We start from the raw sequence: 13,746 nt of genomic DNA, 5'->3' as shown, positions 1-13,746 counted from the left end.
AAATAAAATAGGCTAAGCAATCAAATAAATATCATTAATGGACTTTATTTATTAAAAAATCCATAAACAACATACCATTTTTTAGTAAAAATTAAATTTATGTAAATATTAAATGATAATTACTATAAATTTCATGTTAAAGCTTTGTAATACAGCAATAAAATTTACGTAACAAAGCTATAAAACACTGGTTTATTGAAAATATTTAAAAAAAGATGTAAATATTTGTATTTTTGATTATCTTGCGATGCATTTATTACGAATAACATTAATTAAATGAATAGAAAAACACTTTTAATTTATTACCCTCTGTTTTTTTTATTTTTGTTAACGACTTCTTGCTCGTCGACGAAAAAAATCAAATATTTTCAGGACATACCTGATTCCGGGGATTTAAAAACGATTGCCAAAGGGGAATATGCAGAACCTAAAATATTGGTCGATGATATACTAACGATCAATATTCAAACAATAGATCCCCAGTCTTCGGGCCCTGTTTCAACGGGAAATATTACAAGCAGTAATGCTACCGCTTTAGGGGCCGCCGCTCTTTTTTCAAATGTTGGCGCAAGCTCTTCATCTGGTTACCTGGTAGATAAGGAAGGAACCGTTAATATTTCTATAATCGGAAAAGTTAAGCTTGCCGGCTTAACAACTTTTGAAGCCACACAGGTTATTCAAGCCGCCGTTAACAAATACTATAAAGATGCAACCGTGAATGTCCGGTTCGCAAATTTTAAAATAAATGTTACGGGCGAAGTGCTGAGGCCAGGCACCTATACAATGCCAAATGAAAAAGTTACAATACTTGATGCTTTGGCACTTGCGGGCGACCTGACCATATTCGGAAAGCGCGAGAATGTGTTGCTGATCCGGGATAACCCGGATGGCACCAGGACACCGTACCGTATCAATCTTAAAAATAGCAACATCATGTCGGCGCCATATTTTTATCTGCGCCAAAACGACTTCATATATGTTGAGGCAAGAAAAGCTAAATCTGATGCTACCGACGCCGCCCAGACCAAATATATCTCGATAGCAGGAACCATTTTATCTTTAATTATTGTATTTGCCACAAGGCGTTGAAATTATTATGGCTGAAAAAACATATTCAAATAAAGGAAAGATTATTACCAACATACATGGTGAAGAACGATTTGATTTAAAGGCGGTTCTGTCAAAAATAATCAATCACTGGCCATTATTTTTAGGAAGCGTTGTAATTTTCATGGGGATATTCCTGATATATAAAAGGTACAGTACCCCTGTGTACACAACAACTGCGATGGTGCTGGTATCGCAACAAACAGGTAGCGGCGGTGGTGGTGGCGCAGGCATGATGGGTGGCGGCGCGTTAGGCTCGCTAACCGACGTTTCTTCATTGCTTGGGATTCCAAACAATGCCAATAATGAAGTCCGGTTATTACAGTCGCGTAGTTTAATCACCAACGTTGTAACTAAGCTGCAGCTAAACATTGCTGTATTTAGAAAAGCCACATTTAAACCTATCGAAATTTACAAAGAATCACCTTTTACTATAGACATACATTATAAAACCGATTCGATAGCGAAAGAACAATATAATATCGGCATAGAAGACAATGTGGTTCACCTAACAAATACGAAAGAAAATATTGATATCGAAGCCAAATTTGGCGAACCCATAAAGTTGTTTCAATACGATCTGGTATTCAACAGAACTCCTGCTCTTGTCGAGAAAAAAGGGTATGTTGTAAAAATTCAATCTAAAGAATCAAGTGTCGAGGAAATCTCTTCCTTATACGAAGCAGCACTGTCTGATAAGTTGTCTACTACCATTGAACTCAACCTCAGGTATCCACACCCGGGAAAAGGGGAAGCAATACTTCATGAGTTAATGGTGCTTTATTTGAAGGCAGATTTAGAAGACAAAGTTTCCATTGCAGATAGCACCCTGGCATTTATTGACAGAGAGCTGGCTTTAGTTAGTAACCAGTTAGTGGGGGTTGAAGATCAGTTGCAGCAATTTAAACAATCACATCAGCTTGCTGACGTTCAGGAGCAATCAAAGGCCCTTATTGGCAGCGCAAGTGATTACGAAAAGCAGTTAAGTGCGTTTGAAGTTCAATTGCTTGTAATTTCAGATCTTGAAAAATATTTGAATGATCCAAATAATAAAAAGGTTGTCCCTTCATCACTATCTATCCAGGATGCAAATTTTGGCGCCGCACTGGCCCAATATAATGATCTCGTTATGCAGCGGGGCAGGTTAAGCCTTTCATCTACAGATGAAAACCCGATGGTTAAAAACCTGGATAAGCAAATGGAAACGTTTCGCGAAACACTATCCAGAAGCATTACCGAATACAAGAAAAGTATCATCATAAGCAGAAATGCGCTGATGTCAAAAAACCAATCGTTTACAGGGCTAATTAAAAGTGTTCCCGCCAAAGAACGTACCTTCCTTGATTATACAAGGCAGCAAAACGTTAAAGAAGCGCTTTATTTATTCTTACTGCAAAAAAGGGAAGAAACTGCCATTACAAAAACATCCACAATAACTACATCCAGGATAATCGATGATGCAAAAAGTGAGTATTCTGCACCAAAAAAACCCATAGTTATTGCGTTCGTCCTTTTATTGTTCATGGCATTTTTGGCTCCCTTTGGTTTTATATCTGTTAAAGAGTCGCTAAAAGTCAAAATTTCATCAAAATTAGACATTGAAAACGCTACGGATGTACCAATTGTAGGAGAGATAAGCCATAGTGAAGATGGCGAAAGCCAGGTGGTTACTAAAAACTCCAGATCAATAATTTCAGAACAGTTTCGTGGCTTGCGAACAAATCTAAATTACCTGCTAAAAACCGACAGTCCCCAGGTAATCATGGTTACCTCGAGTATGAGTGGTGAGGGTAAATCCTTCATCAGCTTAAATTTAGGTGGCGCCCTTGCACTAAGTGGCAAAAAAGTATTGTTTATGGACCTGGATCTCCGGAAACCGAAACTTGCATTTTCATTGGGTATTGACAATAAGAATGGCTTTAGCAATTACATGGCAGCCAGCAACTTACCGATAGAAAAAGTTATGCAACCCATAACAAGTATGGAGAATTCCTTTATTATCGCTTCAGGCCCTATACCACCCAATCCGTCAGAACTATTATTAAATGAACGGTTGGGCCAATTGATTGAAGAGCAGCGGAAGCATTTTGATTATATAATAATAGATAGTGCACCCGTCGGTTTGGTTTCGGACGCGTTACTTATTGAAAAATTTGCGGATATAACTTTATTTATTGTCCGGCAGAATTACACTTTTAAAACACAGTTACAAATCATAAACGATTTAAATGTTAGCCAAAAAATTAAACGCTCGTATTTGGTTGTTAATGATATAAAAACTCAAAAAGGCGGTTATTACGGTTACGGCTATGGGTACGGCTATGGCTACGGTTATGGTTATGGCTATGGTTACGGAGAAACCGATAAAAAAGCTAAACGCAGTTGGGTTAGCAAACTGTTTTCAAAAAGCTGATCGGAGCATTTTGAATGTGATTGACCTTTTAGGTTAACTTTTCTGACTGTAACCGGCATGAATCGCGCTTCACACGAATAAACCTAAACGGTTTGAGCTTTATTCGGGAAAACATGGTTATGTACTTGAAACACTAAAACAATGTACACACTTAAAGTAGTTAAAATTATTCAAGAATCTAATGACGCAACTACCCTGTGTCTTAAACAGCCTGGTTTAAAAAAGGTAAAGTATTCCTCCGGCCAGTATTTAACGCTTATTGTGAGAATAAATGGCCGAAAATACATCAGACCATATTCCTTTTCTTCCGCACCCGGAATAGATGAGTTTTTAGAAGTTACCATAAAAAGAGTTATCGGTGGCGTAGTTTCAAATCACCTGGTAGACGTGATTAAGGAGGGTGACGTATTGGAGGTTTTACAGCCCCTGGGCGATTTTGTTTTGAACCCGGATGTTGATCTATCAGGTAAACATATCGTTCTATGGGGTGCCGGAAGTGGGATAACGCCTTTAATGTCGATTGCGAAATATGCCCTGCATAATAAAATTGGTGCGCATGTTTCCCTGGTATACGGAAACAGAAATCCGTCAGCGGTGATCTTTAAAGACAAGATTGAAGCGTTGCAGGAGAAATTTGGCGATACGTTTTCGGCCTGGCATTTTCATACCAGGTTAACAATACCGGTAAACAATCCCAATATCATTGAGGGGCGTATCAACCCAAACAAAGTTTTTTCCATCATGAAAAATGTGGGCGATTTTAAAGAGTCGCTGCATTATATATGCGGCCCGGCCGGTTTAAAAGAATCGGTTAAAACCTCATTAACTGGGTTAGGGCTTGATGAGAAAAATATATTTACTGAGGATTTTGAATTAGTTAGAGATCCTGCTGATTTTGAGAATATTACCACGCAGATGGTGTCCGTTGAAAAAAATGGAGTGAAAGAGCTGGTAGAAGTGATAAAAGGCAAAAGCATTTTGGAGGCTGGGTTAGATGCAAATATTGATTTGGATTATTCATGCCAAACCGGAAGTTGTTTTATATGTAAAGGCAAGATATTATGTGGCGAAGTAAAAATGATTGGTGTGCAAAAACCATTGGACGAATTACTGGCAGATGAGTGTTTGCTGTGCTGCAGCTTTCCTTTAACCAACGATGTATCTGTATTAATTATCTAAGAAAAACAAATAAAAATATGAAGGTTGTATTATTAGCGGGTGGTTTAGGTACCAGGCTTTCAGAGGAAACTGTTCTAAAGCCAAAACCGATGGTTGAAATTGGTGGAATGCCGATTCTATGGCATATCATGAAAATTTATTCCTCATATGGGTTTAATGATTTTGTGGTTTGCCTTGGTTACAAAGGTTATGTTATAAAGGAATTTTTCTCCAATTACTTTTTGCATAAATCTGATGTAACTATTGATATGACCAATAACACTGTGAAGGTGCACGACTCACAGGCAGAGCCGTGGAAAATTACCCTGGTGGATACAGGCAATGATTCAATGACCGGCGGAAGAATAAAAAGGATAGCAAAGCATGTGGAGAACGACACGTTTATGCTAACCTACGGAGATGGAGTTGGTGATGTTGACATAAAAAAACTATTGGAAGTACATAAGCAAGGCGGAAAACATTGTACTGTGACCGCAGTTCAGCCGTCGGGAAGATTTGGAGCTTTAAATATTTCCGGGGACCAATCTGTGCATTCATTCATGGAAAAACCCAAAGGCGACGGTTCATGGATTAACGGCGGTTTTTTTGTATGTGAGCCAGCGGTGTTTGATTATATCGAAGGTGACCATACGTTGTGGGAACAAGAACCAATGGAAAAACTTGCCAGCGATAGTCAACTCATGTCATTCAAACATGAGGGCTTTTGGAAACCAATGGACACGCTGCGAGATAAGCAGGAATTAGAGGGAGATTGGTCTAACAATAAAGCTAAATGGAAAAATTGGTAAGCTATGGTTTTCGGAAATTGTTATAAAGGAAAAAAAGTACTTGTAACCGGGCATACAGGATTTAAAGGATCATGGCTGTGTATTTGGCTTAAAGAACTTGGGGCCGAAGTCTACGGATATGCACTGGCGCCCTACTCGGCCATGGATAATTTTGCAACCTGTAACCTGGCAACCGAAATCCACCATTTAGAGGGCGATGTTCGTGATAGTGCTAAACTTACAGCTTACTTTGATGCCGTGCAGCCAGATATTGCGTTTCACCTGGCAGCCCAACCACTGGTTTTACTTTCCTATCATGATCCGGTTAATACATTTGAAACCAATTTAATGGGCACCGTTAATTTTTTTGAAGCCGTACGTAAAACTCCTTCTGTAAAAGTTGCAATTAATGTAACCAGTGATAAATGTTACGATAACAAGGAATGGGTTTGGGGATATCGCGAAAACGATCCTATGGGTGGAAAAGACCCTTATAGTGCTTCAAAAGGTTGTTCCGAATTAATCACTGCCTCGTATCAAAACTCATTTTTCAAAGATGAGGGTACGTGTTTAATAGCCTCTGCAAGGGCCGGCAATGTTATAGGCGGCGGCGATTGGGCAGCCGACCGTATTTTGCCGGATTATTTTAGAGCTTATAGAAAAGGAGAAAAGTTATTAGTGCGTAACCCACACGCAACAAGGCCATGGCAGCACGTTCTTGAACCTTTAAGCGGCTATCTAAATTTAGGCGCTGCATTGCTTATAAATGGCAGGAAATTTACAGGCGGTTGGAATTTTGGCCCTGAAGACACAATGAATTATTCTGTTAAAGATTTGATTGAAAGAATATTGCATATTGATAATAAAGGAGGTTACACTACCCCGGAAATTATGGATAAACCGCATGAGGCAATATTGTTAAAGCTAGATATATCTAAAGCGGTAAATTATCTAAACTGGAGGCCGGTGCTTTCATTCGATGAAACCGTTGCATTTACAGTTGCCGGATACCATGACGATATTGCAAAAGAAAATATTTTTGAAAAGAGGAAGCAACAAATCAGTCTATACACCTCAAGCGCTTTAAAAAAAGGAATATTATGGGCGCGATAACTAACATTTTAATAACTGGTGGAACGGGCTACCTCGGAAGTAACCTGGTTGAGACTTTTTTAAAAAAGGGTTTTAAAGTGACGGTATTAAAAAGAGAAACCTCTAACGTAAAACGCTTAAACCATCTTATAAACAGGATAAAATTATACGATATAGAAACTTTTGATCACAAGCATTTTTTTGAGACAGAAAATATAGATTGTATAGTTCATACTGCAGCGTCCTACGGCCGGAAAGGAGAATCGTTGAGCAGTATTTATAATGCAAATTTGTTTTTTTCGATTAAGCTTTTAGAATGGAGTGTTGAATACAACGTAAAGTATTTTTTTTATGCGAATACTGCATTACCACAGAATTTAAATTCTTACTCATTATCAAAGAAACAATTTTCTGAAATTTTAAAACTTGAGCGCGGTTCGGTAAAAGTAGTGGACATTGAGTTGCAATATTTCTATGGACCGGGTGATGATGTGTCTAAACTTGTAACCTTTGTTATTTCCAAAATCCGTAACGGCGATAAGTCTATAAATTTTTCTGAGGGCATTCAAGTTAGAGATTTTGTATATATAGCTGATGTTATGTCTGCTTACCTGGTTTTGTTTGATAACGCTGAAAATTTGCCTGGCTATTCGAATGTTCAGTTAGGATCTGGATCAGGAATAGAACTTAGATATTTAATACAAAAAATAAAGGAAGCTATTGGGAATAATGATCTATTGTTAAACTTCGGTGCGTTACCAACAAGACCAAACGAAATCATGTATGCCGTTGCTAATATTGATTTTTTGACAAAGTTAGGCTGGAATCCAAAATACAGTATTGATCAGGGTTTAATAGAAACTATAAATAAAGAAAAACAATCGCTTTATGATTACTATAAATAATAAAGATTATAACCTCAAAACATTTCAAAAGAGTATTCCGGGAGTAAATTATATACCGGTTACCGGGAAGGTCATTGAAGAAGATGACCTGTTATTGTGCATGGAATCCGTTGCCGATGGCTGGCTTACTGCCGGTCGTTTTGCAAATGAATTTGAACACAATTTCACCACTTACTTTGGAGCAAATAAATCGTTACTGGTAAATTCAGGCTCTTCCGCAAATCTAGTGGCATTTTACACATTGACTTCGCCTAAACTTGGCGAAAGGGCTATTAAAAGAGGAGATGAGGTTATTACAGTAGCCGCAGGATTCCCAACCACAGTTAATCCAATTGTTCAATTTGGTGCTATTCCTGTATTTGTAGACGTTGATATTGCAACGCACAATGTTCAGGCGGAACTTTTAGAGTTGGCTGTTTCAGCGAAGACAAAAGCAATAATGATTGCGCATTCTTTAGGCAATCCATTTAACCTGGATGAAGTAATGCGCGTGGCAAAAAAATACAATTTATGGGTAGTTGAGGATGATTGTGACTCGTTAGGTGCTACATACCGAGGAAAAAAAACCGGCACTTTTGGTGATATTTCAACATTTTCTTTCTACCCCGCTCATCACATAACAATGGGTGAAGGAGGTGCCGTTTTAATTAATAATTCAGAGTTAGCAAAAATTGCAGAAAGTTTTAGGGATTGGGGGCGTGATTGCTATTGTGAACCAGGGAAAGATAATACCTGCGGATGTCGGTTCTCACAACAATTGGGCTCATTACCATATGGCTACGACCATAAATATACTTACTCGCACATCGGGTTTAATTTGAAAGTAACTGATATGCAGGCCGCTTTGGGGGTGTCACAGTTACGTAAGGTTGATCGTTTCGTTGAAAAACGCAAAGAAAACTTCAAGTTGCTTTATGATAAAATGAAGGAATTCGAAGAAATATTTATTCTTCCAAAGCCAACAGAATTTAGTGACCCATCGTGGTTCGGCTTTTTGTTAACACTTAGAGAAGGTGATGCTTCTGATAGGCATATGCTTGTTCAACATCTTGAGCAAAACAAAATAGGCACACGTTTATTGTTCGCCGGAAATTTATTGAGACAGCCTGCATATACAAATGTAGAATACAAAGTTGTCGGCGAGCTTACAAATACAGACATCATAATGAATCAGTCTTTTTGGCTTGGTGTGTGGCCAGGACTTGATGAAAGTCATTATGATTATATAGCGGATGTAATTAGAAAGTATATTAACTCTTAAATTATTACTATGAGATATTTAATTACCGGTGGATGCGGGTTTGTTGGCAGCAATTTAGCGTCTGAAATCTTAAAACGTAATGATGAGTTGTTTGTGATGGACAATTTATTTCGTCATGGAAGTTCTCAAAACTTAGAGTGGCTCAAAACCCAGGGAGAGTTTAAGTATTATCCGGCGGATATTAGAAATTATAATGACGTCGAAACGGTGGTGAAAGACGTCAAACCTAATGTTATCTTTCATTTAGCAGGTCAGGTAGCAATGACAACCTCTTTGGCAAACCCACGATTAGATTTTGAAATAAATGTTTTAGGTGGGAATAATATTTTGGAAAGCGCAAGAAAATATAGCCCCGAAGCTATAATTACTTACTCATCAACTAACAAAGTATATGGTGATTTTGATTGGATAGACTTTCAGGAAACTGATACCCGTTATAAAGCAATAGGATATGACAACGGTTTTGATGAGCGATTACCATTAGATTTTCAATCGCCTTACGGCTGCTCGAAAGGCGCGACAGACCAGTATATGTTAGATTATGCTAAAATGTTTGGCTTGCGCACGATAGTTTTCAGACACTCCTCAATTTTTGGTGGACGCCAATTTTCAACCACAGATCAAGGCTGGGTGGGTTGGTTTGTAAAACAGGCCCTGGATATTAAAAAAAGCAGACTTAAAGAACCATTTACAATATCCGGTTCCGGGAAGCAAGTGAGAGATATTTTATTTGCAGACGATCTGTTAAGTTGTTATTTCTCTTCCATCGGCAGAATTGATGAAACAGCAGGAAAAGCGTTTAATATAGGTGGGGGCATGGAAAACAGCCTTTCATTATTAGAGCTGTTTAGTGCTTTGGAAAATGAACTGGATATTAAAATGACGTATAAAAACTTGCCCTGGCGGCAAAGCGATCAAAAGGTTTTTGTAGCAGACATCGGTAAAGCAGAAAAATGCTTTAATTGGACGCCAAAAGTCTCCAGCCTTGAAGGCATTAAAAAAATGATAGCGTGGGTTGATGTATCCGGATAATTAGGTGCAGATGTATTTGCACCAATTACAAATATCGGGTTAATTATATCGCCCACCGGCCTGGTTTTGCAACCATGAGGAAGTTTGTAATCAGATAGTAGAAAACTTTTGTCGGGCGTTATCGGCTGCAATATTGTCAATCACTATTTGAGCTAATGTATTAGCGCACATTTTTGTTAACTGCGCAACCGACTAAACGAATTTTCTATTACATCGAAAGAACCTGCGACACAAATAAAAAACGAATTGGACTAATAAATGGGTACAAATCTTTTATAAAAATATTGAAATGGCTCTACTAAGTATCTTGCTCCCAACTTTTAATCGTGATGAATTTTTACTTAAGAATTTGCACATTCTTTACGGAATAATAAAAAAGGCTGATTTTTTAGATAACGTTGATATTATCATATCCAATAATTGCTCAACTGATAATACGAAAAATATAGTCAGAAACTTTAATGATACTCACGATATAACGATTCATGTTTTTGATCAGCCAGTAAATATCGGATTAAAAGCAAACGCATTATTTGTGTTATCCAAAAGTGAAGCTGAATATGTGATGTATTTAGGCGACGACGACTATATTAGTTACGAATATTTTATTGAGTGCATAGATATACTGCGCAAGGATAAAGCCACCTATGCGATAGTTCCAAATTATTTCCCTGTATCGGTTGCTGATGAAGTTCTTGGGGATCCGAGGGACAAAATGGAGGTTACTTGTTTTTATAATCCAGGCTTTAGTGCGGTTGTAAGTAACTCTTATCGCGGTCATCAATTAAGTGGCATAGTTTTAAAGAGAGAAGGTTTACTTGATTCTTATTTAATGCATAAGGTCGATAACATCTATCTGTTTATTTATATGATAGGTATTTGGTGTTTAAAGGGCAATGTTTACCGAATAAGCAGTTCGCCAACCAGGGTTACCCAACCAGAAAAAAAGAAAGACTGGGGATATGGAAATGACGGTTTAATGAATGAAATCTTTGATAATTATAAAAGGCTTCCGGTGAACTATTTCAAACGCTATTTACTTGAATCAAAATTTTTTATCGTTTCATATTGGCGGTTTACAATGTATCGGCAGCTTGGAATAAAACCATTTGCCAGGGCATACATAAATATTGCGTTTGCAAAAAATGCTACTACATTATTTTCAATTTCATTCTTCCCTTTACTATTGGCGGGGTTTCTGAGAAAAAAATACCTTAACTAATATATTCAACAAAACATACGGGACATTGTGAGTTTTAAAAAAGGGCTATTTAAGAATATTTTAATATCTGGCGGGTTCAACTATCTATCCCAGGGCATAAATTTTCTTTCAACCATAATACTTTCCCGCTTATTGTCCCCGGAAAGCTATGGCGTGATCGGTTTAATTACTGTTTTTACAAATTTTATAATGGTTTTTTCTGACGGTGGATTGTCTTATGCATTAATCAGAAGCGACTATGGACGCACTTATCAACGCGTGTTAAACAATTTATCATGGCTATTGGGCATAATATTATTTTTGATGACAATTGCTTTGGCTTATCCAATTTCAGTTTTTTACAAAAACCCCAATTTGTTTTGGCCAACCATCGTATTATCTTTTACTTTTTTACTCCGCAGTTTAAGCCTGGTGCAAGGAGCGATATTAGCCAAGCAACTTAGGTTTGCTACAATAGGGAAAGTGACGTTGCTGGGCATGGTTGTATCTGTAAGCATAACTATTGTATTAGCACTTTTAGGGGCCGGTTATTGGGCGTTGGTATTTCCTCAAATAGTTAATGCTATTATAATGGCTATTTCTTATGAACGTAACGTAAAATTAGGTTTTAAAATTTATCCGCTTAATTATATTAAAGTAGGTTTTAAGCATACAAGAAAACTTGTGGCGAGCGTTATCGGCTTCAACGCAATCAACTACTGGTCGCGAAACTCTGATAATATGATTGTTGGGCGGGTTTATGGAACAAGTGATTTAGGGCTATATAGCAGGGCCTATTCTTTATTAACATTGCCATTGGTATTGATTTCAGGACTGTTTGCCAATATTTTATTTCCAAGCTTAAAGAGGTTAAAACAAGAAGGTGGAGATATTGAGCAGGAATATTATTTTGTATTAAGGGTTATCACTTTATTGAGTTTCCCACTCGTTTTTATTTTAATTGCGGTGCCAGATCATTTAGTGATGCTTCTTTGGGGTGTAAAGTGGATCAAAGTAGCGCAGTTTTTGCCATACTTCGGTTTACTTATTTATACGCAAACTTTACTTTCAACGGTTGGGCAATTATTAATTTTACAGGGTAAAGAACGGCAATATATGATATCTGGCTGGGTATCTGCATTTTTTTTGGTTGGCGGAATTATTTTTGGTTCAACCATATCGTTAATTGCCGTGGCCCAATATTATGCGCTTAGCTTCTTATTGGCTGTATTGACATTTAACATGTTTTATTCGTACATCAAAACCTTGAATTTCAAGACACCTGCTGTGCTTTGGTTTTGGGCACCTAAAATATTTTTATCGATTTTGTTATGGACGGCCATTTTTTTTAACATATCGATAATAAAATTCGCAGTTCTAATTGCCTTGTTTTTAAGCATTTTATTTGAAAGCCGAACAGAGATTAAAAAATTAATAATTACGATTCAATCAAAATACACCGGGGCTTAATTCATTAATGGATGAGAATATTGATAATTAACACATTTTATTATCCAAAATTTGTAGGCGGTGCAGAGATATCGGTTCAATATCTGGCAGAGGCATTAGTAGCGGAGCGTCATAAAGTCTTCGTGATCTGCATCGGTGACCACCAAAGAATATACAGGCACAATGGGGTATTGATTATTCAATTTAAACAAAAAAACATTTATAACACCTTTACCAATAAAAAACGCAGCGCATTGGCAAAAATTGTATGGCATGTTGTTGATTCTTTTAATTTAATTCATTTTTACACGCTTAGCAAAATAATTGACAGGATCAATCCCGACATAACGAACACTAACAATATACAGGGGATCTCTCCTATTATTTGGAAGTTAATAAAAAACAAGCGACTCAAACTTGTACATACAATTAGAGATTATTACCTGCTTTGTCATAAGTCTATCCTTTTCCAAAATGGTCATCCTTGTGATAAATTATGTATTGATTGTAAGATAACACATAGTCTAAAAAAAACGTTCTTTAAATATCCGGATCACTTTATAGCTATAAGCGATTTCGTTCTGAATAAACATAAGCAATATGGTGTTATTAAGACGGAGGCAAATGTGATTTATAATGCGGTGCCGACACCGACGTCTCAATACCCAAAGCGCCAAATAACTACAGCAGGCAAGGTAACTTTGGGTTATATGGGACGATTGAGCTTTGATAAAGGATTTGATTTTTTAGTTGATGAACTCATCGCGTTGAAGAGTTCAGTACGCCAGAAAATTGAAGTATTGTTTGCAGGCAAAGGTGAGGACGAAAAGATTCAAGAAAGCTCCGCAAAATTACACTCGATTAATATTAAACATTCGTTTCTAGGTGTTGTTAAAGCAAATGATTTCTTTTCAAAAATAGATGTACTGATAATACCTTCTTTATGGTTTGAACCATTTGGAAGAGTAGTAATTGAAGCTTTGGCTTGCGGAGTGCCGGTATGTATGAGCGACCGCGGAGGATTAATGGAACTTTATAACAGTAATTGCAGTTGGTTATTTGCTCCGACAAACGGAGAGTTAACAAATAAAATTACTGAGATCAGCGATGCCCCGGTGTTAGTATTGCAAAAAGGGGGCATGGGACCGCAATATGCGGCTAAATTTAGTATAAGTAAAAATTTGGCGGAAACGTCAGACGTATTTTACAAAGTTTTATTAACCGACTAAAGTTATTATGAAAATACTAAAGAACGTTTTTGTTTATTATATTATAATTAGTTATTTCTTTCCGGCTCCGCTGCGATTTTTCTATTCTTTTATTTTGCGTAACGATGCATT

General features: G+C 37.2%; 11 protein-coding genes. All 11 read left to right on the top strand.

All coding sequences use genetic code 11. From position 1 onward, the window contains the following. The first annotated feature begins 276 nt into the window (after nucleotides 1–276). The 11 genes from NAF19_RS15385 to NAF19_RS15335 all read left to right on the top strand — a co-directional run bounded on the left by NAF19_RS15385 (nucleotide 277) and on the right by NAF19_RS15335 (nucleotide 13,635). Nucleotides 277–1,089, top strand: a complete 813-nt coding sequence (locus NAF19_RS15385; RefSeq protein WP_252790956.1) for a polysaccharide biosynthesis/export family protein — start codon at nucleotides 277–279, stop codon at nucleotides 1,087–1,089. Between the two features lie 7 nt (nucleotides 1,090–1,096). After that, the gene (locus tag NAF19_RS15380; protein WP_252790955.1) at nucleotides 1,097–3,520 is read left to right on the top strand and encodes a GumC family protein; all 2,424 of its coding nucleotides are present in this window, start codon (nucleotides 1,097–1,099) and stop codon (nucleotides 3,518–3,520) included. A 141-nt stretch (nucleotides 3,521–3,661) separates the two neighbouring features. Continuing rightward, a complete protein-coding gene (locus NAF19_RS15375; protein ID WP_252790954.1) occupies nucleotides 3,662–4,699 on the top strand; it encodes a ferredoxin--NADP reductase in 1,038 nt (345 codons plus the stop codon). A 17-nt stretch (nucleotides 4,700–4,716) separates the two neighbouring features. Continuing rightward, nucleotides 4,717–5,487, top strand: coding sequence for a glucose-1-phosphate cytidylyltransferase (gene rfbF, locus NAF19_RS15370; RefSeq protein WP_252790953.1), 771 nt, complete (start codon nucleotides 4,717–4,719; stop codon nucleotides 5,485–5,487). A gap of 3 nt (nucleotides 5,488–5,490) precedes the next feature. Continuing rightward, a complete protein-coding gene (gene rfbG / locus NAF19_RS15365; protein ID WP_252790952.1) occupies nucleotides 5,491–6,579 on the top strand; it encodes a CDP-glucose 4,6-dehydratase in 1,089 nt (362 codons plus the stop codon). After that, a complete protein-coding gene (locus NAF19_RS15360; protein WP_252790951.1) occupies nucleotides 6,567–7,463 on the top strand; it encodes an NAD-dependent epimerase/dehydratase family protein in 897 nt (298 codons plus the stop codon). The genes rfbG and NAF19_RS15360 overlap by 13 nt, the downstream gene beginning before the upstream one ends. Further along, entirely contained in the window at nucleotides 7,447–8,724 is a 1,278-nt protein-coding gene (gene rfbH, locus NAF19_RS15355; RefSeq protein WP_252790950.1) for a lipopolysaccharide biosynthesis protein RfbH, read from the top strand. The genes NAF19_RS15360 and rfbH overlap by 17 nt, the downstream gene beginning before the upstream one ends. A 9-nt stretch (nucleotides 8,725–8,733) precedes the next feature. Next, the gene (locus NAF19_RS15350; protein WP_252790949.1) at nucleotides 8,734–9,756 is read left to right on the top strand and encodes a GDP-mannose 4,6-dehydratase; all 1,023 of its coding nucleotides are present in this window, start codon (nucleotides 8,734–8,736) and stop codon (nucleotides 9,754–9,756) included. Nucleotides 9,757–10,045: 289 nt separating this feature from the next. Continuing rightward, the gene (locus tag NAF19_RS15345) at nucleotides 10,046–10,978 is read left to right on the top strand and encodes a glycosyltransferase family 2 protein (RefSeq protein ID WP_252790948.1); all 933 of its coding nucleotides are present in this window, start codon (nucleotides 10,046–10,048) and stop codon (nucleotides 10,976–10,978) included. Between the two features lie 27 nt (nucleotides 10,979–11,005). Further along, the gene (locus NAF19_RS15340) at nucleotides 11,006–12,427 is read left to right on the top strand and encodes a lipopolysaccharide biosynthesis protein (protein WP_252790947.1); all 1,422 of its coding nucleotides are present in this window, start codon (nucleotides 11,006–11,008) and stop codon (nucleotides 12,425–12,427) included. An 11-nt stretch (nucleotides 12,428–12,438) separates the two neighbouring features. Next, on the top strand, nucleotides 12,439–13,635 hold the full coding sequence (locus NAF19_RS15335; protein WP_252790946.1) for a glycosyltransferase family 4 protein: 1,197 nt from the start codon (nucleotides 12,439–12,441) through the stop codon (nucleotides 13,633–13,635). The last annotated feature ends 111 nt before the right edge of the window (nucleotides 13,636–13,746 follow it).

Origin of the sequence: Mucilaginibacter flavidus (assembly GCF_024055575.1) — a bacterium.
GTDB classification, from domain to species: Bacteria; Bacteroidota; Bacteroidia; order Sphingobacteriales; family Sphingobacteriaceae; genus Mucilaginibacter; species Mucilaginibacter flavidus.
This window is presented reverse-complemented; position numbering and strand designations above follow the sequence as displayed.